The organism is Acidovorax sp. AC410 (assembly GCF_979253235.1).
In genome coordinates, this window is record NZ_CEEDCG010000001.1 from 4579180 (window position 1) to 4602988 (window position 23809).

At 67.3% G+C, this 23809-nt stretch carries 13 protein-coding genes; 7 read left to right on the forward strand and 6 right to left on the reverse strand.

The genetic code is table 11. The features are described 5' to 3' along the window. Positions 1-118 precede the first annotated feature (118 nt). From rimO to AC0IZS_RS21295, 6 genes are all read left to right on the forward strand, one after another. Entirely contained in the window at positions 119-1510 is a 1392-nt protein-coding gene (gene rimO / locus AC0IZS_RS21270; RefSeq protein WP_471637438.1) for a 30S ribosomal protein S12 methylthiotransferase RimO, read from the forward strand. Between the two features lie 7 nt (positions 1511-1517). Continuing rightward, positions 1518-1955, forward strand: a complete 438-nt coding sequence (locus AC0IZS_RS21275; RefSeq protein ID WP_471637439.1) for a hypothetical protein — start codon at positions 1518-1520, stop codon at positions 1953-1955. A 32-nt stretch (positions 1956-1987) separates the two neighbouring features. Next, the gene (locus AC0IZS_RS21280; protein WP_471637440.1) at positions 1988-2389 is read left to right on the forward strand and encodes a DUF5329 family protein; all 402 of its coding nucleotides are present in this window, start codon (positions 1988-1990) and stop codon (positions 2387-2389) included. Positions 2390-2510: 121 nt separating this feature from the next. Next, on the forward strand, positions 2511-3530 hold the full coding sequence (locus tag AC0IZS_RS21285; protein ID WP_471637441.1) for a MerR family transcriptional regulator: 1020 nt from the start codon (positions 2511-2513) through the stop codon (positions 3528-3530). A 176-nt stretch (positions 3531-3706) separates the two neighbouring features. Then, the gene (locus tag AC0IZS_RS21290; RefSeq protein WP_471637442.1) at positions 3707-5638 is read left to right on the forward strand and encodes a YhgE/Pip family protein; all 1932 of its coding nucleotides are present in this window, start codon (positions 3707-3709) and stop codon (positions 5636-5638) included. A 104-nt stretch (positions 5639-5742) separates the two neighbouring features. After that, the gene (locus AC0IZS_RS21295) at positions 5743-6234 is read left to right on the forward strand and encodes a hypothetical protein (protein WP_471637443.1); all 492 of its coding nucleotides are present in this window, start codon (positions 5743-5745) and stop codon (positions 6232-6234) included. Between the two features lie 28 nt (positions 6235-6262). Here the strand turns inward: AC0IZS_RS21295 and AC0IZS_RS21300 are convergent, their stop codons facing one another. The 6 genes from AC0IZS_RS21300 to AC0IZS_RS21325 all read right to left on the reverse strand — a co-directional run bounded on the left by AC0IZS_RS21300 (position 6263) and on the right by AC0IZS_RS21325 (position 22460). Beyond that, on the reverse strand, positions 6263-11920 hold the full coding sequence (locus AC0IZS_RS21300) for a DUF4347 domain-containing protein (RefSeq protein ID WP_471637444.1): 5658 nt from the start codon (positions 11918-11920) through the stop codon (positions 6263-6265). Positions 11921-12377: 457 nt separating this feature from the next. Beyond that, complete coding sequence (locus AC0IZS_RS21305; RefSeq protein ID WP_471637445.1) at positions 12378-18830, reverse strand: DUF4347 domain-containing protein; 6453 nt, start codon at positions 18828-18830, stop codon at positions 12378-12380. A gap of 342 nt (positions 18831-19172) precedes the next feature. Continuing rightward, on the reverse strand, positions 19173-19619 hold the full coding sequence (locus tag AC0IZS_RS21310; protein ID WP_471637446.1) for a hypothetical protein: 447 nt from the start codon (positions 19617-19619) through the stop codon (positions 19173-19175). Between the two features lie 135 nt (positions 19620-19754). Next, the gene (efp, locus tag AC0IZS_RS21315; RefSeq protein ID WP_057200931.1) at positions 19755-20309 is read right to left on the reverse strand and encodes an elongation factor P; all 555 of its coding nucleotides are present in this window, start codon (positions 20307-20309) and stop codon (positions 19755-19757) included. 151 nt (positions 20310-20460) lie between these two features. Beyond that, positions 20461-21561, reverse strand: coding sequence for an elongation factor P maturation arginine rhamnosyltransferase EarP (gene earP / locus AC0IZS_RS21320; protein ID WP_471637447.1), 1101 nt, complete (start codon positions 21559-21561; stop codon positions 20461-20463). Continuing rightward, positions 21558-22460 carry a LysR family transcriptional regulator gene (locus AC0IZS_RS21325; RefSeq protein WP_471637448.1) on the reverse strand — a complete coding sequence of 301 codons (903 nt, stop codon included), beginning with the start codon at positions 22458-22460 and terminating at the stop codon, positions 21558-21560. The genes earP and AC0IZS_RS21325 overlap by 4 nt, the downstream gene beginning before the upstream one ends. Before the next feature lie 141 nt (positions 22461-22601). Here AC0IZS_RS21325 and AC0IZS_RS21330 point away from each other — a divergent pair, with 141 nt between their 5' ends. Continuing rightward, the gene (locus AC0IZS_RS21330; protein ID WP_471637449.1) at positions 22602-23807 is read left to right on the forward strand and encodes a CaiB/BaiF CoA transferase family protein; all 1206 of its coding nucleotides are present in this window, start codon (positions 22602-22604) and stop codon (positions 23805-23807) included. Positions 23808-23809: the final 2 nt, after the last annotated feature.

Sequence of the window (23809 nt, forward strand, 5' to 3'; positions counted from 1 at the left end):
CGGTGCTGGCCTTTTGGTCAAGCTGGCAGCCCCTTGGCCTCTGTAGAAAGGTGTTTAACAGCCCCTGGAGAGCCCCCTCCATACCCCTTTCCCCCCGGAACTGGGACAATACGGGGATATGAGCGAAGCACTGTCCCCCACGAAAACACCCAAAGTCGGATTTGTCAGCCTGGGCTGCCCCAAGGCCTTGACCGATTCCGAGCTGATCCTGACGCAGCTAAGCGCCGAGGGTTACGAGACCTCCAAGACCTTCCACGGGGCCGACCTTGTCATCGTCAACACCTGCGGCTTCATCGACGATGCCGTCAAGGAAAGCCTGGACACGATTGGCGAGGCGCTGGCCGAGAACGGTCGGGTCATCGTCACCGGCTGCCTGGGCGCACGCGAAGGCGCGGACGGCGGCAACATGGTGCGCCAGATGCACCCCAGCGTGCTGGCCGTGACCGGCCCGCATGCCACGCAGGAGGTGATGGATGCCGTCCACCTGAACCTGCCCAAGCCGCACGACCCCTTCATCGACCTGGTGCCGGGCAACTTCGGCGTCGCGGGCATCAAGCTCACGCCCAAGCACTACGCCTACCTCAAGATCAGCGAGGGCTGCAACCACCGCTGCACCTTCTGCATCATCCCCTCGATGCGCGGCGACCTGGTGTCGCGCCCCATCGGCGACGTGCTGAGCGAGGCCAAGGCCTTGTTCGAAGGCGGCGTGAAGGAGCTGCTGGTGATCAGCCAGGACACGTCTGCCTATGGCGTGGACGTGAAGTACCGCACCGGCTTCTGGGACGGCAAGCCCGTCAAGACGCGCATGCTCGAACTGGTGCAGACCCTGGGCGAGATTGCCGAGCCCTACGGCGCCTGGGTGCGCCTGCACTACGTGTACCCTTACCCGAGCGTGGACGACGTGCTGCCCCTCATGGCCACGGGCCGCGTGCTGCCCTACCTGGACGTGCCGCTGCAGCACAGCCACCCCGATGTGCTCAAGCGCATGAAGCGCCCCGCCAGCGGCGAGCGCAACCTGGAGCGCATCCAGCGCTGGCGCGAGGTCTGCCCCGAGCTGGTGATCCGCAGTACCTTCATCGCCGGGTTCCCGGGCGAGACCGAAGAAGAATTTGCCCACCTGCTGGACTTTGTGCGCGAGGCGCAGATCGACCGTGCCGGTTGCTTTGCCTACAGCGACGTGAACGGCGCCGCCGCCAACGAGCTGCCCGGCATGCTGCCCATGGAAGTGCGCGAAGAACGCCGCGCCCGCTTCATGGCCGTGGCCGAGGAGGTCTCTATTGCCCGCCTGCAGCGCCGCGTGGGCGCCACCATGCAGGTGCTGGTCGACTCCGCTCCCGGCCTGGGCCGCAAGGGCGGTGTGGGCCGCACCTATGCCGATGCGCCCGAGATCGACGGCACGGTGCAACTGCTGCCGCCCGAAAAGATCAGCAAAACCATGAAGGTGGGCGAGTTCACGCGCGCCCGCATCGTGGGCGTGCGCGGGCACGATTTGATCGCGCAGCCGATCTGATCGGCCCATGCGGGCACTGCGCGCATACCTGGCCCTGTCGGCTGCCTTGCTGCTGAGCGGGGCAGGGCATGCCGCCTGCTCCGAAGTCTGGTCCGGGCGCTCCAGCACCCACGAAGTTACCGTCTCCGATGGGGATTGTGAATACGGCAAGCTGATGATCGGGGTGAACAGCCGCAAGCCCGCGAAGCTGCCGCCTGGCGCAGCCCAGGCCTCGGCGCCGGGCATGATTGCCTTCGACAGCCAGTGCCAGCTGGCCCCGGACCTCGTCTCCAGCTTTGCCTGCCGCGCCGACGGCAGCACGGTGCTGGCCGGCGCCACCTACCGCCGGGTGCCTGGTACCAAGAAGGTCTGTGGCGACCCCCGCTGGCCGGTGTACCAGTGTGTCAAGGGCTGCAGCCAGCCAGGCACGCCGCGGGTGTTCAGGATCGAGCCCTACGAGTGCTGAGGCGCTGGCGCCCCAAGGTATCCTCTTCGACCATGGCGAAACCTATGCTGCGCACTTTCATCATTCTTTGGTTCTGTCTGGTTACGGGCATTTCGGGCGCGGCGCCCGCAGCCGCGTCGGTGCGCGGCGAGATCGACGCCCTGCTGGCCGCGCTCCAGTCCTCGGGCTGCGAGTTCCAGCGCAACGGTTCCTGGCACGGTGCCGCGGAGGCCAAGACCCACCTGCTGCGCAAGCTGGAATACATCGAAAAGCGAAGCACGTTGCCCAGCGCAGAAAAATTCATCGAGATGGCCGCCTCGTCGAGCAGCGCCTCGGGCCGGGCCTACGAGGTGCGTTGCAACGGCGCCGTTCAGCCCAGCGCCCAGTGGTTTGGCAAGCAGCTGCAAAAGATCCGTGCCCCCGGTGGTGCGGGCGCCCCATCCAGCACCAGGTGAGTGCACCGGGCCCGCGGGCACGCAGGGGCCGCCAGGGTCTTACAGCCTCCAGGCCTTGACCCTGCCCCAGGGGCCGGCCCGAGCATGGGCATCCTTGACAATGGAACAAAGGATGACGGGCATGTCGACTTCTCACAGGCGCTGGGGCGCCGCGCAGGCCAGCCGGGTGCTGGGTGTCTCGGCCAAGGCGCTGCGCATTTATGAAGACCATGGCCTGCTGCGGCCAGAGCGGTCCGAGGCCGGTTACCGCCTCTACGCCGAAGCCGATCTGGAGCGTGCGCGCACGGTGGTGCGACTGCGCGCGCTGGGCCTCCCGCTGGTCCAGGTGGCTGCGGCGCTGCGGGGCGATGCCCATGCCATGGAACTGGCCCTGGCGGCCAGGCAGGCCGAGCTGGAGGGGTTGTTCGAGCAGACCCGCCGCTCCATTGACCAATTGAAGACCTTGCGTGCGGGCATGGCTGCCGCCCAGCCGCTGCCCACCGGGAACTGGGCCGATGCCCTGCAACCGCCCCTGGCGCCCCCGCTGGCGTTCGCACTGCCCTGGCCGTGGAACGGCGAGTGGTTCGAGCTGGCCGAGGTGCGGCGGCTCAATTTCGTCGTGGGGCCGCTGGGCAGCGGCAAGACGCGGCTGATGCGCTGCATTGCAGCGGCGCTGCCGGGCTGCGTCTACTTGGGTGAAGACCGGCAGGGGTGCGAAGCGCCGCGCGATGCACCCGATGGCATCGTTGGCGCCGAACTGGCCTGGCTGCGCGAGGAGGGCGCCACGGACTCGCCGGCCCTGCGGGCGCTGGTGCAGGCCGTGGCGGCCGATGGAGCGCACGCGCCACTGGTGGTGGAGATGCCCGAGAACGGGCTCGACCATGCCACGCAGGAGGCCCTGATGCACTGGCTGCGCCGGCGTGCGAGGCCCCAGGGCGCGCTGGGGGAGGGCGCGCCGGTGTTCATCATGACGCGCTCCTCGGCCATCCTCGACTTGGCGCTGGTGGGGCCGCACGAGACCATCGTGCTGTGCCCGGCCAACCACACCGTGCCCCAGGTGGTCGCGCCCTACGGTGGTGCAGCCGGGTACGAAGCCCTGGCCAGTTGCCTGGCCACGCCGGCTGCGCGGGCGCGCCTGGCCGCAGGGCCGCTCGCTACATAAATCTTTACACATTTGCGCTGTAGCACCTACGGCGCAGCATCTGCGAATCCGCGCAGTTCAAGGCACACTCCGGGGCATAACGGCAAGGTACGCCAGACGCCTGCAGCGCAACGCCGCAAAGGCCTGTTTCGCCTTTCCGTGCCAAACACAACACCACCAAAGCCGACCCGCTGCCCATGCGCCTGTTTAGCAACGCATTGCGCGTCTCGATGCTCGAGGCGCGGCTGCTGCGCAGCTTTCCCAAGCTGCGCTGGTCACTGCTGGGCGTGGTGGTGATACCGGCGTTCTATGCCTTCATCTACCTGGAGTCGGTGTGGGACCCCGTCAGCCACACCGGCAACCTGCCGGCCGCCATCGTCAACCTCGACCGCGGCGCCATGGCCAATGGCCAGGCGGTGAATCTGGGCATGGACCTGGCGCAGACGCTCAAGGACAAGCAGCAGTTCGGCTTCTACGAAGAGGGCGACGCCGATGCGGCCCGGCGTGCCGTGCGCCAGGGCAAGAGCCTGTTTGCGCTGGTCATACCGGCCGACTTCAGCGCCGGGGCCATGGCGGCGGGCTCACCGGGGGCGGGCAAGCTGGTGGTGTTTGCCTCGGAGGGCAACAACTATGCGGGCGCGGGCTTTGCCAAGCGCTTTGCCGAAGAACTGGGGCACCAGGTCAACGAATCGCTCAACGAAAAGCGCTGGGAGGTGGTGCTGGGCGCCAGCTCTTCGGCGGCCGACAGCCTGCAGCGCCTGCACGAGGGCGTGGCCCGCCTGCGCGAAGGGGCGGCGGCGCTGCACACTGGCATGGGCAAGGCCGAGGGGGGATCGCTGCAACTGGCCAAGGGCGCCACCGACCTCTCCACCGGCGTGGCGCAGTTGGGCGATGGCATGAAGCAACTGGGCGCGGGCGCGCGCACGCTCGATGCGAAGAAGCCCGAGCCTGCCGACCTGCAGACCCTCAAGACCGGTGCCGCGCAACTGGCCAGCGGGCACGGCGAGCTCAAGCAGGCCCTGCCGCAGCTCGAAGACGGTGCGCAGCGCCTGGCCGATGGGGCAGGGCAGTTGCGCGACGAGTCCAAATCATTGCTGTTCGGCGGCGACAAGGTGTCTGGCGCGGCCGGGCAACTGGCCGACGGCGCCACCCAATTGCGTGGCGGCCTGCAGCAGGCCGGCCAGGGTGAGGCCCAACTGGCCGAGGGCGCGCAGGCCCTGTCGCAAGGCGTGGCCCAGATGGCTGACGGCTTTGCCGCCTATTCGGCCGGTGCATCCACGCTGGCTGCCAAGGTGCCGGCCGACGCCAAGGTGGACCAGCTGGTGGACGGCAGCAAGGCGCTGGCAGGCGCCGCCAGCGAGCTGCGCGCAGGCCTGGTGAAGGTCAAGGATGGGTCTTCGCAGCTGGTGCTGGGGCTCGACACGCTCGAAGCCTCGCTGCCCTCGGGCGGCCCGGGCATGGAGGGCACGGCCAGCGGCCTGGCGATCTCGGTCCAGCCGCAGATCGAGATCGATGCGCCGGTCAAGAACAACGGCATGGGCCTGGCGCCCAACTTCATTCCCATCGCGCTGTGGCTGGGCGCGGTGATGACGGCCTTCATCTTCCACCTGCGCCGCCTGCCCGACGAGGCCGCAGGCTACTCGCGCGTGTCGCTGCTGCTGGGCAAGCTCGCGGTGCTGTGGAGCGTGAACCTGCTGCAGGCCGCCTGCGTGCTGCTCATGGTCTGGTTCATGTTGGGCATACAGGCCGTCAACACGCTGGGCCTGGCGCTCACCATGGCGGTCACGTCGCTGACCTTCATGCTCGTCATCCTGGCGCTGGTGCGTGCCTTTGGCGACGTGGGCAAGGCCATCGCGCTGATCCTCATGGTGCTGCAGCTGTCATCGGCCGGCGGCGTGCTGCCGGTGGAGCTGACCAGCGCCTTCTACCGCGACATCAGCCCCTGGCTGCCCTTCACCTGGTCCATCAAGGCGGTGCGTGCCAGCGCCTTCGGGGCGCTGGGCGGCGAGTGGGGCATGGCGCTGGCCGTGCTGGGGCTGTTTGCGGTCGGGGCCTTCGTGTTCTCGCTGCTGGTGGGGCAGTGGAAGTTTGTGCCGCCGGAAGAGCACCGGCCGGCGATGGATATCTGAGCCGGCACTGCCGGCCGGGCCGGGTGGGGTGACAGAAGGGCGGTGGGGCCCTGGTGGCGGGTGGTAGATTCGTCCAGCCCCCCATTTCCTTGCCGCAAGCGCCCATGTCCGCCATCCTGTTTCTGCTGGTCGTCCTGTTCTGGGCGGCCGTTGTGTCGGCACTGGCGTTCAAGCTGGTCAGGCGGATTCCCATCGCCGTGGCCGCCAGGGTGGCGCTCGGGCTGGTGGTTGCGCCACTGCTTTTCGTGGTGCCCATGGCCGACGAGATCGCGGGGGCGCGGCAGTTCGAGGCGCTGTGCCGGCCAGAGAACGCCGTCCAGGTCCACTTCAAGGTGAACCATCCGCGCGACCTGCGCGAGGTTCACAAGGGGCACGGCACGGTGGCGGGCCGGCTGATCCCCATCGGCGTGCAGCAGACGGACTACCTGGACCGCAGGACGGGTGCGGTGGCCGCATCGATCAAGGCCTACAGCACCGAAGGAGGCTGGTTCTCGCGCAAGATACTGCAGGGCTGGGGACCCTGGTTCGGGCGGGGGGAGTGCAGCCTGAAACCGGGCCTGGTGCGCCAGTTGCTCACCACCGCCGGTACGGTATGAGGGCGCGGGCATGCCCGCACCCCCACCCTCACGCGAACTCGATCCCCTTGGCCGTCAGCCCCACCAGGTCAATCCGCGTGGCATTCAGCTCCAGGTTCGCCGCCATCACCACCAGATCTGCGGCCGAGACTCCACCCGCCATGATGTCGGTGAGCAGCTTGAGCTCGCCCTCCGTGCCCGCACGGCCCACCACGTTGGTCCACAGCGTCTGCGCGATCTGCGTGGGCGTGCTCGCCCCCAAGAGCTGCAGCCCCAGGCCCGCGATGGTCTGGCTCGTGGCCCCGGCATCGAGCAGGCGGATCACCTCGCCCACCACGCCCTTGTTGGCCAGCAGGGCCGGGCCACCCAGGGCCCCCAGCAGCTTGGCTGCGTCGCCCGCATGGCCGTTGAGGTCCAGCGCTAGCTTGGTGTCATTGAAGGTGACCCGCTCGACCCGGGTGGTGTCCAGCATCGCCCCATCGGTCAGGCGCTGCAGCGTGAAGTTGCCATTGCCGTTGGCCTGCACATGGGTCTGGCCCAAGGTCGCGGAGATCACCACCGTGTCGATGCCTGCACCCCCATCCACATACCGGGCCAGGCCCAAGGTCGGGCTGATGGTGTTGTTGCCGGCATCGCCGGTCACGGTCACATCCCGAACCGCATCCACGCGCACGGCTCCCGCGCTGGCCATGCCTTCCAGCAACTGGGAAGGTGTCTTGCCTGCACTCTGCTCGGGGAACACCTGGGCGAACAAGGTCGCCGCTTCCAAGGCCGTCTTGCCCGTCAGCGTCTGGATGATCGCCCCCTCGCCCTGGTTCAGATCGCGGCCCAGCCACTTCTGGAACAGGTAGGCCCCGGCTTCTTCGGCGGCACTGTGCGCCACCGTCAGGCTCGGCCCGGTCGCAAAGCGCACCTGCTCCACATCGACCAGCCAGTCGGAGACACCCGAAGCGGTGTGCGTGAGCTTGATGCCTGCGCCTTCCAGAGTCACGGTGTAGTCGCTGCGTGTACCTTCCTGGATGGCGACGTCAAAGCCGGTACCGCCATTGAGTTTGTCGCTGCCCGTGCCACCCGAGAGCAGGTCATTGCCTGCACCACCAAAGACGATGTCATCGCCCGCATCGCCATAGACCTGGTCGTCTCCCCCCTCGCTGCCCACGACATCGTTACCACCACCCCCATGGATGATGTCATCGTCCGGCCCGAGCACGATCCACTGGCCGGCGCTGTCGCCGCTGGCCGCATTCTGGCCCGCGCCACCAATGATGCGCACGGCCCCCACGACCGCCAGGAACTCGATGTCGTCCACCTGGATCACCGTGCCCGAAGGCAGGCTTCGGGCATCCACGATCACCGCCTGCTTGCCGTCGGCCGGGTTGTTGCTGCCCGTGATGACCAGGGGCTGCGATCCGTCATAGCCGGCACCGATGGTGGGCTTCAAGATCTGCACGCTCAAGGGCTCATTGGGCGCCAGCGTGGCATAGAACACCTGGCCCGCATTGGTCAGCTCGGGGCTGTCGCCGGCAATGCGCTCGATGCGGAACCCGAGTTCCGCTAGTGCAGCAGAGCCCGTGGTCGTGGTGGTCAGGCCCTCGGCCTGCAAGCCAACCCCGGTGGGCACACCCACCGAGACGATGGGGGTGCCGCTGGGCGAAGTGACCAGGGGGATATCCGCCAGCGGAGAAGGCGTGCCGGGGGTATCGGGCCGGGTGGGCACCACCACCGGGATGGTGATGATGGTCGAGCCACCGGGGCCGGGTTCGGTGACGACGGGCACGCCGTCCACGTTGGTGGGCGGTGGTGTCACGGGATCGGCGGCAGATGCCGTGGTGAAGTTGTAGGTGGTGCCGTCGGTGACAGCCGATGCCAGGTTGCCTGCGGCATCCTTGAGCGCACCGGCATCCCAGTTCACGCAGTAGGCTGTGCCCTCGGCCAGGGCCGCCGCAGGCGTGATGACCAGATGGCCGCTGCCGTTGAGGGTGACGGTGGCTGCGATGTTGCCGGGCGTGCCCACCTTCCTGAGGTAGACCTTGCTGAGGTCGCTGCTTGCATCCAGTGCCTCCAGGAAGGGCAGCACGATGGCGCCGCTGGTCGGGGCCGTGGTGGAGTTGTCCGTCGGGCTTCCCGCTGGCCCGTTGGGAGCTGGGGCCGTGGCGTCCAGCACATAGGTCTGCGAGTAGGCCGTGCCATTGTTGCCTGCGTCGTCCGCGACGAGTACCCTCAGCGTGCTGCTGCCGGTCAGCGTCTGGCTCACCAGCGACCAGGTGCTGGTGCCGGCTGCACTTGCGGCCAGGGCCCAGGTGCCGCCATTGTTGAGCGAGACATAAACATTCTCTCCTGCCGCCAGGTTGGATGTCAGCGTGCCGCTGACAGTCTGCGCTGCGGTTTTGGTGATGAAGTCGCTGCCGGACGCTCCGGTGTCGGTCGAGAAGGCGGCGCCGGCCACCGTGTTCGTCGGTGCGGCGGTGTCGATGACGATGTCCTTGCTGGCGCCGAGCGATCCAGCCGTGCCCGGAGTGGCCAGCGTGAGCGATGCGTTCTGGTGCGCTCCACCGGCCTCGATGATGGTGGCGCCGTTGAGGGCCAGCGCAGAGGTGGAGCTGTAGTCCAGGTCGGCGCTGTTCTGGCCGGCGGCGACGAGGTAGCTGAAGGTCAGTGTGCTGCTGCCCGAGCCACCGGTGTAGGTGGCGCTGCCGCCGCCGGCAAGCGCCAGCGTGGGAGTGCCACCCGTGGTATCGACATTGACAGCGCCCGAAAAATCGACGGTGATGGTGACGGTCTGGCCGGCGCCGTAGGCGCCGTTGGCGGTGCTGGCACCAACGCCGGTAATGCTGGGCTGTGAGCCATCGACGTTGACGCTTGCAGTGCTGCCAACGCTGTTGAGGGTCAGCGACGCATTGTTGCCGGCCGTGTCCTTGGCGCTGCCGCCATTCAAGGACATCACACCAACGGCGATGCCATTGGCGTCGGCGTCGCCGTTTGGCACGGTGTAGCGGAACAACAGCGCGCTGGTACCCGAGCCCGAAACGTAGTCTGCATGGCGGGCGGTGGCGCCTACCGTCAGGGCGATGCGCGGCACGCCGCCGGTCGTGTCGACCGTGACCGCTTCGTCGAAATTGACCGTGAAATCCAGCGCACCGCCGGTGTAGTAGGTGGCGTTGGCCGGCACAGCCACTGATGTGACGGTGGGCGCGGTGGTGTCCACGGTAACGGTCAGCGCAGTGGAGGCGGCCGAGACATTGCCGGCGGTGTCGACGGACACTACCGTGAAGGTATGGCTGCTGTCACCCAGCGCGCCGGTGGTGTAGCTCCAGCCACCGGCACCGGCGACAACAGTGCCCAGCAGCGTAACGCCGTCGTAGAGCGTGACGGTGCTGCCGTTTTCCGCACTGCCACTCAGCGTTGGCGTGCTGTCTGCCGTAATGCCGTCCGAGTTGGATGCCCCGGTGTCGCTGGCTGGCGCCAGCACCGGTGTTGCGGGCGTGGATGGGGCAATGGTGTCGAGCACATAGGCTTTGGTGTGAACGCCGCCCTGGTTGCCGGCGGCATCGACCACCTTCAACTGCAACGTGTCGGTACCGGTCAGCGTGACACCATTCCAGCTCAGCGTGGTGCCTGATACCTTGCTGGTGATGTCGGTCCAGCTGCCGCCGCTGTCCAGCGATCCGTAGAGGATATCGCCCCCGGCCAGCGCACCGCTCAGTGTCGCGCCGATGGTCTGGGCTGCGGTTTTGGTGACGAAGTCGGTGGCGCTGGCGCCCGTATCCGCCGACAGCGTCAGCCCGCTGAAGGTGGTGGTTGGCGCAGTCGTGTCGTAGACGTAGGCCTTCGACAGCTCGGTGCCATCGTTGCCGGCCGTGTCGCTGACCTTGACCTTGAGCGTGTTGCTGGCGCTGAGCGTGCGGCCACTCAGCGACCAGGTGTTCTGTCCGACGGCGGCGGTGGCGGCTGACCAGCTGGCGCCGTTGTCGAGCGATACGTAGACGGTTTCGCCAGAAGCCAGGTTGCTCGACAGAGTGCCGCTGACGGTCTGCGACGCCATGTTGGTGATGAAGTCGCTGCTGGATGTGCCGCTGTCGTTGGAGAAGCTGAAGCTTGCAATGGTGGTGGCGGGCGCGGTGGTGTCGAGCGTGTAGTTCTGGAAGCTGAGGGTGCTTTCATTGCCTGCCGCATCCGCGACCTTGAGCATGATGGAGCTGCTGCCGGCCAGCGTCGCACCGTTCCAGCTCAGCGTGGTGCCGGAGACCTTGCTGGTGATGTTGGTCCAGCTGCCGCCGCCATCGACCGAGCCATAGACCACGTCGCCGACGGTCGGTGCGCCGCTCAATGTGGCGGAGATGGTCTGGGCGGCGGTCTTGGTGATGAGGTCGGTGCTGCTCGCGCCGGTGTCGGCCGATAGCGCGATGCCGGTGAAGCTGGTGGTGGGCGCCACGGTGTCCAGCTTGTAGGTGTGCGTATAAAGGGGGCCGCTGGTGCCCACGCTGTTCGTCACGCGCACCTGGAAGGTATTGCTGCCCGCCAAGACCGTGCTGGTACTCCAGGTATTGCTGCCGACCGTGAAGGTGGTGGCGTCGGCCCAGTTGGCGCCACTGTCGTAAGACACCTCCACCCGTTCGTCCGCTGCCAGATTGGCGGACAGTGTGCCGCTGATGGTCTGGGCGGCGGTATTGGTGATGAAATCACTGCCGCTGGTGCCCGTGTCGGCAGACAGCGACGCAGTGTTGACATAGGCGGGCGGCGGCTTGACGTCGGTGATGTCGAAGTTCTGGAACGTGGTGTAGTCGGTCGCTGTGATGGTGACGCTCTTGACGTCGTTGAGCGGTGTGTTGAAGGTGGATACCGTGGAGACGACGCCACTGTCGTTGATGCCCCCCTGGACGAAGCTGGAAGTGGACCCATTGGCCCAGGTGATGCTGAAGCTGATGGTGCCCGAGGAGCTTTGCACGCCGAACGAGCTGATGTCAAAGCTGTAGCCAGTGACGTTCTTGATGGTCAGGCTCACGCCGTTGCTGCCGTCGGACGCATAGGAGTACAGGCCATCGTCTGGCAACCCGTTGCTGTAGATGTACATCTCCGCACCGGTGAACAGGATGGGTTGGCCCGACACGGTCTTGCTGATGGTGGTGACCGGCGTGAAATCGTCGCCGTCACTGCGATAGATAAAGGGCACTACCGTCAGCACACCGTGGTAGGTCGTCAGCGCGAGCGGGTAGGTCTCGATGCCGCCGGTGCTCATCTCCAGAGTCCAGTTGCCGCCCTGGGAGGCAGCGCCCGTCAGGTCGGTCGAGGCGGCCACGTCGGCACCCGTCAACCGAGCCAGGGTCGAGACGAACTGCGCGCCCACCTCACCTGCACCCAGTTCGCAGGCATATACCAACAGGTCGCCATCGGGCGCCATGGCGCGGCCAATGGCAGCCAGCGGCGCGCTGTGCGCAGCCAGATTGCTGTCCAGCACCGTATTGCCCAGCAACAGCGACCCCGCGCTGCCATGGGCCAGCACGTGGACGGAGGCCACGTCGCCGCTTTCGCCCAGTGCTGCGGCCATTTGCGCGAGGCCGTCCTGCGTGGGATCAATGCGCACGACTTCTACGCCAGGGCCCAGGTGGTCGAGCAGGCTGCCGACGTCTTCGACACGGCTATCGAGAAAAACCACTTCACGGGTTGCGGACGTGCTGGATGGATTGGCGGTAGGAATGCTGCTGATCATGGATGTCGTTACCGATGATGGGGGCCGCTGGCGCCGTAGCGCGATGCAGCGGGCAAGTTGCAAGGAGCGCGGGAGTCGCGCGTGTGGCTACGGCGCCAAGGGGACTGATGCGTTCGGCAAATGCCAATGCAAAGGATGAGGGTAGGCGGTTGCGCCTGCCGTGTCTGTCCCCAGAACTGATGACACTCGCTGGGTGCGCCAACGGCCGGAGCACCGGTTCTAACAGAAAGTATGTGGGCTTACTACTTTTTCTTGTCGGTGCTGTTGGCTGTATGCAATGCAGTGCGTGCAGCAGTGTTTCCATCGGCCGGGCAGGGGAGAAATGGACCCATGTGGGGGATCAGGTGTGGCGAGGCCGGCGGAAAAATCCATATCGTCGCAGGCTGATGAAAAACGCAGGGGGTCACCAAAAACAAGAAAGGCTTCCCGAGGGAAGCCTTTCAGGGCGCATGGGAGATCACGCGAACTCGATGCCCTTGGCCGTCAGCCCCACCAGGTCAATGCGAACGGCCGTGGCCTCCAGGTTGCCCGCCATCACCACCAGATCGGAGGCCGAGACACCACCGGCCATCAGGTCGGTGAGCAGCTTGAGCTCACCATCCGTGCCCGCACGGCCCACCACGTTGGTCCACAGCGTCTGCGCGATCTGCGTGGGCGTGCTCGCCCCCAGCAACTGCAGCCCCAGGCCCGCGATGGTCTGGCTGGTGACCCCGGCATCCAGGAGGCGGATCACCTCGCCAACCACGCCCTTGTTGCCCAGCAGCGCCGGGCCGCCCAGGGCACCGAGCAGCTTGGCCGCCTGGCCGGCATTGCCATCGAGGTCCAGTGCCAGCTTGGTGTCGCTGAAGGTGACCCGCTCCACCCGGGTGGTGTCCAGCATCGCCCCATCGGTCAGGCGCTGCAGCGTGAAGTTGCCATTGCCGTTGGCCTGCACATGGGTCTGGCCCAAGGTCGCGGGGATCACCACCGTGTCGGTGCCCGCCCCGCCATCCACATACCGCGCCAGACCCAAGGTCGGGCTGATGGTGTTGTTGCCGGCATCGCCGGTCACGGTTACGTCGCGCACGGCATCCACGCGAATGGCTCCCGCTGCGGCCATGCCCTCCAGCAGTTGCGCAGGTGTCCTGCCCGCACTCTGCTCGGGGAACACCTGGGCGAACAAGGTCGCCACCTCTAGCGCGGTCTTGCCTGTGAGCGTCTGGATGATCGCTCCCTCGCCCTGGTTCAGATCGCGGCCAATCCACTTCTGGAACAGGTAGGCCCCGGCTTCTTCGGCTGCACTGTGCGCCACTGTGAGGCTCGGGCCCGTCGCAAAGCGCACCTGCTCCACATCGACCAGCCAGTCGGAGACGCCACTGGCGGTATGGGTCAGCTTGATGCCGGCCCCTTCCAGAGTCACGGTGTAGTCCGTCTTCTGGCCTTCCTGGATCGCCACGTCAAATCCCGTGCCGCCATTGAGTTTGTCGCTGCCCGTGCCGCCCGAGAGCAGGTCATTGCCCGCCCCACCAAACACGATGTCATCGCCGGCATCGCCGAACACCTGGTCGTCGCCGCCTTCGCTGCCCACGGCGTCGTTGCCACCACCGCCGTGAATGATGTCGTCGTCCGGGCCCAGCACGATCCACTGGTTTGCGCTGTCTCCGCTGGCCGCATTCTGGCCCGAGCCACCGATGATGCGCACGGCCCCTACGACCGCCAGGAACTCGATGCCGTCCACCTGGATCACCGTGCCCGAAGGCAGGCTTCGGGCATCCACGATCACCGCCTGCTTGCCATCGGCAGGGTTGGAACTGCCGGTGATGACCAACGGCACGTTGGGGTTGAACCCCGCGCCTGCCGTGGGCTTGATGATCTGCACCGACAGCGGTTCATTGGGCGCCAGCGTGGCATAGAACACCTGTCCGGCATTGGTCAGCTCGGGGCTGTCGCCGGCAATGCGCTCGATGCGGAAGCCCAGTTCGGCCAGGGCGGCAGAGCCCGTGGTTGTGGTGGTCAGCCCCTCGGCCTGTAAGCCAACCCCGGTGGGCACACCCACCGAGACGATGGGCGTACCGCTGGGCGAGGTGACCAGGGGGATATCCGCCAGCGGAGAAGGCGTGCCGGGGGTATCGGGCCGGGTGGGCACGACCACCGGGATGGTGATGATGGTCGAGCCGCCGGGGCCGGGTTCGGTAATGACGGGCACGCCGTCGATGGGGGTGCCGGTGGGTGGGGTGGGGGTACCGCCGTCGCCGTCCGAAGGAAAGCCCGCAGCGGTGACCGCATTGCCCGTGAGATCGGCGATCACCACGGCCGCGTCGGCCCCGGCGTTCCAGTCCTCGGCCAGGGCGATGTTGTAGGTGGTGTTGTCCACCGAATTGGTGCCGGCCTTGTCCAGCAGCAGGTTCACACCGGCCTTGTCGGTGGCGCTCAGGGTGAGGGTGAAGGTCGTGGCGCTGGTGACATCTGCATTGGCGGTATCGGTCAGCGTGTAGGTGCCAGCCGCCTTGCCGGTAAAGGTCAGCCGGTTGGCGACGACGTCGTTGGCAGCGTCATTGGCTCCCAGCAGCCCGGTGCCGGTGACCACCAGCACGCCGGTGCCCACGTTGTAGGTGGCGCTGGTGACGGTGGGTGCGGCCACATTGGCCACCGTGATCCCGTTGCCGGTGAGGTCGGCCAGCACCACGGCGGCATCCGCCCCGTCGGCCCAGTCCTCGGCGGCAGCCAGGTTGTAGGTGGTGCCGCCGGTGGAGGTGCTGCCGTTCTTGTTGGCCAGGACATTGACGGCGGCCTTGTCCGCAGCGCTCAGGGTCAGCGTGAACGACGTGGTGCTGGTGATCTCCACATTGCCGGTGGTGGTCAGCGTGTGGCTGGCGCCGCCTTCGCCCTGCAGGCTGAACTTGTTGGCCACGATGTCATTGGTGGCCCCGGATGCCCCCGAGAACCCGGTGCCCGTGACCACCAATGCGCCGGCGGCCGCGTCGTAGGTGGCACTGGTGATGGCGGGCACGGGTACGTTCGAGACCGTGATGGCCGACGTGGTGTCGGCGATGCTGCCCCCGGTGACCACGCTGTTCCAGTCGTCGGCGGCGGCCAGGTTGTAGGCGGTGCCACCGGTGGAGGTGGTGCCGTTCTTGTTGAACAGGGCCTCGACGGCAGCGACATCGGCACCGGCCAGGGTCACGGCAAAGCTGGTGTCCGAGGTGACCTCCACATTGCCCGTGGTGGACAGGGTGCGGGCAACGCCGCCTTCGCCGCTGATGGACAGGGCCGAGACCGTGACGTCGTTGGTCGCCCCCAGCGTCTTGACCAGGTTGGTGCCGGTCACGGTGAGGATGTGGGTGGTGACGTCGTAGGTGGCGCTGGTGATGGTGGGAGCGGTGACGTTGCTGACCGTGACGCCGTTGCCGGTGAGGTCGGCGCCTGCTCCTGCCTGCCAGTTGGCGGCGGCTGCCAGGTTGAACGGGGTGGGTCCCGTGGCCGAGGAGATCCCGTTGTTGTTGAGCAGGCCGTTGACGCTGAGATGGTCGGCGGCGTTGAGCGTGACCGAGAAGTCGGTGGTGCTGCTGGCGGTGACGTTGCCCGTGGTCAGGGTGTAGGTGGCGCCGCCCTGGCCGGTGAGGGTGAGGTTGCCGACGACGACATTGCCGCCGCTGGCCATGTTGACACCGGTGGCGGTGAGCACGCCAGTGGCGGCATCGTAGGTGGCCGAGAGGATGCTGGGCGCGGCGTTGCTGACGGTGATGCCGTTGCCCGTGAGGTCGGCGATATTTCCGCCCGTGACCACGCTGTTCCAGTCTTCGGCAGCGGCGATGTTGTAAGTGGTGGCGCTGCTGGCCGAGGAAGTACCGTTCTTGTTGAGCAGCGAGGCCACGGCCGCCGCGTCGGCGCCGGCCAGCATGAGCGTGAAGCTGGTGTCCGAGGTGACTTCGACATTGCCGGTGGTGGTCAGGGTGCGCGTGGTGCCGCCCTCGCCGGTGATGGTCAGGGCGCTGACGGTGATGTCGTTGGTGGCACCGATGGTCTGGACCAGGCCGGTGCCGGTGACCACCAGGGTGTTGGTGGTGCCGTCATACGTGGCGCTGGTGATGGTGGGGGTGGTGACGTTGCTGGCGGTGACGGCGTTGCCGGTGAGGTCTGCCGCTGCGCCGACGGTGGAGTTCCAGCCCGTGGCCCCTGCCAGGTTGAAGGGGGTGGTGTCCACCGCCGCCGTGCCGTCGTTGTTCAGGATGCCGTTGATGGCCAGCTTGTCTGCGGCGCCGAGCGTGACCGTGAAGGCCGTGGCACTGCTGGCGCTGGGGTTGGCGGTGGCGGCGGTCAGCGTGTAGCTGCCTGCCTGACCCGTGAGGGACAGCTTGGTGGCGTCGATGGTGTCGCCTGCCTCCATGCCGGTGGCGGTGACGGACAGGGTGCCGGTGGCGGCATCGTAGGTGGCGGAGGCGAGGGTGGGCGAGACCACGTTGGCGACGGTGATGCCGTTGCCCGTGGTGTCCGCAACCACCACGGCGGCATCGGCGCCACTGGCCCAGTCCTCGGCAGCGCCCAGGTTGTAGATGGTGCCGCCCGACGATTGCGTGCCGTTGGCCGTGAGCAGGGTGCGCAGGCCGCTCTGGTCGGTGGCCGAGAGGTTCAGGGTGAAGCTGGTGCCCGAGCTGATCTCCACACCGGCGGTATCGGTCAGCATGTAGGTGCCGCCCTGGCCGGTGAAGGTGAACTTGTTGGCGACGATGTCGCTGGCGGAGTCGCGCTTGAGAAACCCGGTGCCCGTGACCACCAGGGCGCCGGTGGCGGCGTCGTAGGTGGCGCTGGTGATGGCGGGCGCCGGCACACTGCTCACCATGATGCCGTTGGTGCTGTCGGCCACCGTGGCGGCGGCAGCGGCACCGGCCGCCCAGTCCTCGGCGGCATCCACGTTGTAGGTGGTGCCGCCGGTGGAGGTGGTGCCGTCCTTGTTGATGACCAGGCTGGCGGCGGCCCGGTCGGTGGCGCTCAGGGTCAGTGTGAACGAGGTGCCGGAGGTGATCTCGACATCGGAGGTGTCGGTCAGGGTGTAGCTGTTGTTGCCCTCGCCGCGCAGGGTGAACTTGTTGGCCACGATGTCATTGGTGGCGCCCGCCAGCTGCGTGAGGCCGGTGCCAATGAAATCCAGCGTCCCGGACGACGCATCGTAGGTGGCCGACACGATCGTTGGCGCGGGCACATTCACGGCAGTCAGCGGGTTGGTGGCGTCGGCGATGTCGCCGCCCGTGATCGGGCTGTTCCAGTTGTCGAATGCGACCAGGTTGTAGGTTGAGCCACTGGTGGATGCCGTGCCATCCTTGTTGATCAGGCTGTTGACAATGCTCCTGTCGTTGCCAGTCAGGAGCACCGAAAAACTGGTGGCATCCGTCACTTCGACATTGCTCGACAAGACCAGGGTGCGGCCCGTGCCGCCCTCGCCGACGATCCGCAGTGCGCTCACGGTGATGTCATTGGTCGCGCCAACGACCTTGACCAGACCGGCGCCGGTGACAGTCAGTATCCCGGTGGCAGCGTCGTAGCTGGCCGAGGTGATGGTCGGGGCGGTGACGTTGGAGACTGTCACGCCGTTGCCGGTGAGGTCGGCGGCCGCACCCGACTGCCAGCCTGCGGCCGCAGCCAGGTTGAAGGTGGTGCCCCCTGCGGCGGTGGAGCCGTTGTTGTTGAGCAGACCGTTGACGTTGAGCTTGTCGGTGGTGTTGAGCGTGACCGAAAAGCCGGTGGTGCTGCTGGCCGTGGTGTTGCCGGTGGTCAGCGTGTAGGTGGCGCCGCTTTGGCCGGTCAGGGTGAGGTTGCCCACGACGACGGCACCGCCGTTGGTGAGGTTGACACCGGTAACGGACAGGATGCCGGTGGCGGCATCGTAGGTGGCGCTGGTGAGGGTGGGCAGGATGATGGGCGTGTCGAAGTCGATGTCGTCGAGCGAGACGAAGATCTGGGGGTAGCCTGGAGCCGTGGCAGTGAAGGTGAAGCTCGTGATGTTGTAGAAGTCGGTATTGCTGGAGAAGTCGTACAGCGGGTACTTGGTATCGGTGGTGAATGGCAGCGCGGTGCCACCCTGCGGAGTAAGGGTGTAGGCAACAAAAGGCGCCCCCGACGTAACGTTTTCCTCGACAAGGAAACTCAGTCCCTTCAGGCGGAAGGCGCTGCCATCGGTTGCGCTGACAGTGACGGTGGCAGCCCCGATTCCGGCCGTATCCAGCATCAGGTAGGTGCTGCCCGTCGGTGAAAAGGCACCTGGGTTCTGAACCATGTGTTCGTACCCCGATCCTCCGGTGAGCGTGTACCTGACCCCGTTGTAGTCCAGCGTCGAGGTGACGCCGCCAATCTGTCCGGCCGTGACAGCAAAGTCCTGATCCACAGGCGGCGCCAGGACCTCTTGGTAGTGCGCCAGTCCGGAGAGCGGTGCGGTGCCCACGGTGCCGTGCTTCCGGTCCAACCGCCAATTGCCGCCCAGGTGCGCAGCGCCCACCAGGCCGGTGGCCGCTGCCACATGGGCACCCGTGGCCAGGGCCAGGGCCTGCACAAAGTCGCCGCCCACATTGCCTGCGCCAGCGCGGCAACCATAGACCAAAATATCGCCATCTTCGGCCAGTGCCAAACCAATGTCGGCCAGTACTTGCGCATGTTCGGCCACCAGGGCGGTGGTCAATGGCAGGCTGCCCAGCAGCAGGCAGCCCGGTGTGCCGTGGCTCAGGATGTGCAAGGCCGCGATGCCGCTGCGCCCCTGCAGGTGCGCGGCCATCTGCGCCAGGCCGTTGCTCCAGCCGTCGAGCACCACCACCTCGGCACCTTCGGGGGCGGCGGCGGCCAGGGTCTGCCAGTCGTGCAGGTCATCGAACACGAAGACCAGCTCAACGGGGTCGCGCGCGCCCAGGGGCATGGGGTGGTCGGTATGGTGGTGGCCGGTCATGGCGTTTCCTCGGGGATGTGGCGGACCTGCTGCCCGCCGGAGGGGGGCGGTCGCCATGTGTTCTGGATTGACGGGGGCGCGCACGGCACAGGCCTTGCAGGGCCTGTGGCGGCGCCGCCGCATGGTGCCCGGCCTCGCGGACCATGGGCGGTCACAGCGGGTATCTGGGCGTGGGGATGAGAGGCACCTGCCCGCCTTTAGGCTGGGCCTCTCCGCTGCGGGTTGCTCGCTGTGAAACCGGTTTTTACCAGAAAGCAAGTCATTTACAAACGAATACTCTGCGTTGGGTGCCCGTGCTGGTAGATACCCCGATGCGCCGACTCCGTCGCGCCTGGCGCCGGCTCAGCGCGGCTGCAGCACCTGGTCCGGGTTGCTGCGGTACAGCGCAAAGAATTCGTTGAGCGAGGCCGCTACCCGCACGGGTGGGCTGTCGGCGCTGAGGGGCCCGGCGAGGACTTCCGAGCGGCCGTCCGCCGCAGTGCGCAGGCGAAATACCTGGCTGTGGGTCAGGAAGTCTGCGAACTGCACGCCCCATTCGGAGGGCGGGCCCTGGTTGGCGCGGCTGACTTCGTCCAGCGACCACATGCGCCAGAACTCGCCGTCCATGGTGGCCATGCCGCCCAGGGTGGTGTACAGGGTGAGCACTTCGGGGGTGGCGGGCTGGCCCAGTTGGGCAAACAGCGCCTGGACCTGCGCAGGATCGCCGGGCGGCAGCATGTCGACCCCATCGATGCGCCAGCGGGGGAGGAGTGCGGTGAGGTCGGTGGCGAGGTCGGCGGTGGGGTCCATGGCAATGATTGTGCGCGAGGCCTGTGACGCTCGCAAGAAATCGCTGTGGACAGGAGCATGCGCGGTCTGCGCCAACGAAAAAGGCTTCCCGAGGGAAGCCTTTTTCGGAGGTCTTGCAGGTGGGCCTGCAGAACCTTAAACGCGCTTGCGGTATTCGCCGGTGCGGGTGTCGATTTCGATCTTGTCGCCTTGCGAGACGAACAGGGGCACGGGCACTTCGAAGCCGGTGGCGATCTTGGCGGGCTTCAGGACCTTGCCGGAGGTGTCGCCCTTGACGGCGGGTTCCGTCCAGGTGATTTCGCGCTCGACGCTGGTGGGCAGTTCGACCGAGATGGCCTTGCCGTCGTAGAACACCACTTCCAGCGTCATGCCGTCTTCCAGGTAGTTCAGTGCGTCGCCCATGTTTTCGGCTTCGACTTCGTACTGGTTGTAGTCGGTGTCCATGCAGACATACATGGGGTCAGCGAAGTAGGAGTACGTGCAGTCCTTCTTGTCCAGGATCACGTTGTCGATCTTGTCGTCGGCCTTGAACACGTTTTCGGTGCCGAAGTTGCCGATCAGGCTCTTGAGCTTCATGCGCACGGTGGCTGCACCGCGGCCGCCACGGGCGTATTCGGTCTTGAGGACGACCATGGGGTCCTTGCCGTGCATGATGACGTTGCCGGCGCGGATTTCTTGAGCGATTTTCATAGCAGTTTGGTTGCTTGGGTTGGGGGCCGCTCAACGCGCTGGCCGCAAGCCCCGGTGGGCTGTGCAACTGGCCGGCGCATGTTCCGCGGCGGGATTGCGCGGGGTACGGGCACCATGGTGCCGCGCCTCAATTTGCGCAAAGCCTCGGATTTTACCTTTTTTCCTGGATAAATCCTACCAACTGGCCCACCAGGTCGGTTTGTTGCGCCAGCCGTGCGCGCGCCGCCTGCATGCAGGCGGTCCACTCGGCCAGGGTTTCATCATCCGGAATGGTCAGCGCGCCGTGGCCGGGGATGCCGTTCCACGCCGCGTGAAAGCCACGCAGCGAGGCCGGGGCCTGCAGCCAGTCGAGAAACGCGGCCAGCTTGGCATGGTGGGCGCCGTCGTCCTGCGGGTAGATGTGCCAGACCAGGGGGCGGCCGGCCCACAGTGCGCGCACCAGCGAGTCTTCGCCGCGCACGGCGTTGAAGTCGCTGGCCCAGAGCAGGTCGTCGAAACCGGGCTGGTCGGTGGGGGCCAGAAACTGCAGTTGCAGCGGGCCGTGGTCCGCCGGCAAGGTGGCGAGCGCGGCCTGCACCGCCAGCGTGGCGCGCCCTGGCGTGACCAGCAGGCGTGTTGGCACGGCACATGGCTGCATGGCCTGGGCCAGCAGGGCGGGCAGGGCAGCGGGCTCGTAGCAGAACAGCGACATCCAGCGCTGTGGCGTGATGGTGGCCGCAGGCTGGCCCGCGCGCCAGGCGGCGGCAAAGCCGGGCGGGCGCTGGTCCAGCAGGCCGGGTTCGCGCAGCAGGCCGCCCGTGGCGGGGGTGAAGCCGGGGTAGAAGAACCAGCGCGTCCAGCCCGCTGCCGGGCCCGACATGATGAGCGAGGGCAGGCGGTGGTTGCGCTCCACATAGCCCTCGGCCGAGAGGTATTCGAGGTTGATCCACGCGGGTTGCCGCGCCGGCGCACGCTGCACGGCCCAGGCCAGGAAGGGCTCGGGGATTTCGCAGCCAAAGGCCTCGACCACCACATCGGGCGCGGCCTCGTGCGCGGCGGGCAGCTCGCCGCCCCAAGGGCGCAGCTCCACGCCGGGGCATCCCGCAGGCGCCATCCAGGCCAGGGCCGAGGCATCGTCCACCCACAGGCGCACGCGCTGGCCGCGCGCGGCCAACTGGCTGGCCAGGCGCCAGCACACGCCGATGTCGCCGTAGTTGTCGATGACCTGGCAGAACACATCCCACTGCAGCGGGGGCAGCGCCGGCGCCGTCATGCGGCGGGCCCTTCGGCGGGGGCGCGCAGGTGGTCCACCAGCAGGCGCGCCACGCTCGATAGCGACTCTTCCGAGCGCACGCACAGCACCAGCTGGCGGTGCGCCCAGGGCTCGTTCAAGGTGACCACGCGGATGGGCTGGCTGCCCTTGTACAGCGCAGCACTGCCCCGCGGCATGACGCCCACGCCCAGGCCGGCCGCGACCATGAGGCACAGTGCGTCGTAGCTGGTGACCTGCATGCGCAGGCGCAGCGGCAGCCCGGTTTCGGCAGCGGCCTTGGTGAGCTGGTTGTTGATGGCGCTGCCGGGGTGGGCGCCCACGAAGTCGTAGGGCAGGGCATCCACCAGGCGCACGGACTTGCGCCGTGCCAGGGCGTGGTCGCGCGGCACCACCAGGGCCAGCTCGTCGGTGCGGTAGGGCAGTTGCACCACGCGGTCGCCATAGTGGCCGTGGTTGAGGATGCCGATGTCGGCCGCGTTCTCGGCCACCGACTGGGCGATGGCGGTGCTGATCTGCTCCTGCAGCCGCACGTCCACCTGCGGGTGCAGGGCCATGAAGCTTTGCAACTGCGCCGGCAAGAACTGGCTGATGGCCGAGATGTTGGCCACCACGCGCACATGGCCGCGCAGGCCGGCGCCGTAGTCGCGCATCTGCGTGGCGATGCCATCGAGGTCGTTGAGCACGCCGCGCGCCAGGTTCAACAACGCATAGGCCGCAGCCGTGGGCTCGGTGCCCTTGTTGCTGCGGGTGAACAGCACCACGTGCAGGGCATCTTCCAGGTCGGCCAGGCGCCGGCTCACGGCCGACGCGGCCAGGTGCTCGCGCGCGGCGGCGGCGGCGATGGTGCTCTCTTCCATCACGGCAACGAACAGGCGCAGGGAGACGGGGTCGAGCTTCATGGGTTTGATATTACCTGCCATGCTGGATTGCGATGGTGGGCTGTCATAAGAGCGTTTTGCCCACAGGGCTTCTTTGCGCATCATGCGGGGCAACACAGGCAGGCCTGATCCGCAGGCTGCGACATTGGAGACAAGAACACGATGGGTGCAACACCTACCGCTGCCGCCCTGCAGGGCGTGCGCGTGATCGAGATGGGCCAGCTCATAGCCGGCCCCTTCTGCGGCAAGACGCTGGGCGACTTCGGCGCCGAGGTCATCAAGATCGAAGCGCCAGAATCGGGCGACCCGCTGCGCAACTGGCGCCTGATCAAGGAGGGCACCTCCGTCTGGTGGCAGGTGCAGTCGCGCAACAAGCGCTCGGTGGCGCTGGACCTGCGCCAGAAGGAGGGCCAGGACATCGCCCGCCAACTGATTGCCGAGGCCGACGTGCTGATCGAGAACTTTCGCCCCGGCACGCTGGAGGGCTGGGGCATGTCGCCCGAAGAACTGCACCGCATCAACCCCGGGCTGGTGATGCTGCGCATCTCGGGCTACGGGCAGACCGGGCCCTACCGCGATCTGCCGGGTTTTGGCGCCATTGGCGAGGCCATGGGCGGGCTGCGCCACCTGACGGGCGAGCCGGGCCGGGTGCCGGTGCGTGTGGGCGTGTCGATTGGCGACACGCTGGCCGCGCTGCACGGCGCCATCGGCGTGCTCACGGCGCTGTACCACCGCAAGGTCAACGGCGGCCAGGGCCAGGTGATCGACGTGGCGCTGCACGAGGCCGTGTTCAACGTGATGGAAAGCCTGATCCCCGAGTACAGCGCCTTTGGCGCGGTGCGCGAGGCGGCGGGCAGCGCGCTGCCGGGCATTGCGCCTTCCAACGCCTACCCCTGCACCGACGGCTGGGTGCTGGTGGCGGGCAATGGCGACAGCATTTTCAAGCGGCTGATGCAGGCCATCGGCCGGCCCGACCTGGGCGCCGCGCCCGACCTGGCCGACAACGCCGGCCGCGTGGCCCGCGTGGACGAGATCGACGCCGCCATCGGCGCCTGGAGCGCACCGCTCACCGTGCAGCAGGTGCTCGATGCCCTGGGCACGGCCCGCGTGCCGGCCGGCAAGGTCTACACCGCGCGCGACATCGCCGAAGACCCGCACTACCGCGCCCGCGACATGCTGCTCACGCAGCAGACACGCGACGGCTACAGCGTGCAGGTGCCGGGCATCGTGCCCAAGCTCTCGGCCACGCCGGGCAGCATACGCAGCAGCGCGCCGCACCTGGGCGACGACACCGATGCGGTGCTGGCCGAGGCGGGCCTGACCGCCGAGCAGATTGCGCTGTTGCGCAGCAAGGGGGTGATCCAATGAGT

Bases quoted from the DNA above. Each gene is read 5' to 3' on its own strand.
- AC0IZS_RS21285 (WP_471637441.1), top strand. From the start codon at position 2,511: ATGTCGACTTCTCACAGGCGCTGGGGCGCCGCGCAGGCCAGCCGGGTG.
- AC0IZS_RS21295 (WP_471637443.1), top strand. From the start codon at position 5,743: ATGTCCGCCATCCTGTTTCTGCTGGTCGTCCTGTTCTGGGCGGCCGTT.
- AC0IZS_RS21305 (WP_471637445.1), bottom strand. From the start codon at position 18,830: ATGACCGGCCACCACCATACCGACCACCCCATGCCCCTGGGCGCGCGC.
- AC0IZS_RS21275 (WP_471637439.1), top strand. From the start codon at position 1,518: ATGCGGGCACTGCGCGCATACCTGGCCCTGTCGGCTGCCTTGCTGCTG.
- earP (WP_471637447.1), bottom strand. From the start codon at position 21,561: ATGACGGCGCCGGCGCTGCCCCCGCTGCAGTGGGATGTGTTCTGCCAG.
- efp (WP_057200931.1), bottom strand. From the start codon at position 20,309: ATGAAAATCGCTCAAGAAATCCGCGCCGGCAACGTCATCATGCACGGC.
- AC0IZS_RS21325 (WP_471637448.1), bottom strand. From the start codon at position 22,460: ATGAAGCTCGACCCCGTCTCCCTGCGCCTGTTCGTTGCCGTGATGGAA.
- AC0IZS_RS21310 (WP_471637446.1), bottom strand. From the start codon at position 19,619: ATGGACCCCACCGCCGACCTCGCCACCGACCTCACCGCACTCCTCCCC.
- AC0IZS_RS21300 (WP_471637444.1), bottom strand. From the start codon at position 11,920: ATGATCAGCAGCATTCCTACCGCCAATCCATCCAGCACGTCCGCAACC.
- AC0IZS_RS21330 (WP_471637449.1), top strand. From the start codon at position 22,602: ATGGGTGCAACACCTACCGCTGCCGCCCTGCAGGGCGTGCGCGTGATC.
- rimO (WP_471637438.1), top strand. From the start codon at position 119: ATGAGCGAAGCACTGTCCCCCACGAAAACACCCAAAGTCGGATTTGTC.
- AC0IZS_RS21290 (WP_471637442.1), top strand. From the start codon at position 3,707: ATGCGCCTGTTTAGCAACGCATTGCGCGTCTCGATGCTCGAGGCGCGG.
- AC0IZS_RS21280 (WP_471637440.1), top strand. From the start codon at position 1,988: ATGGCGAAACCTATGCTGCGCACTTTCATCATTCTTTGGTTCTGTCTG.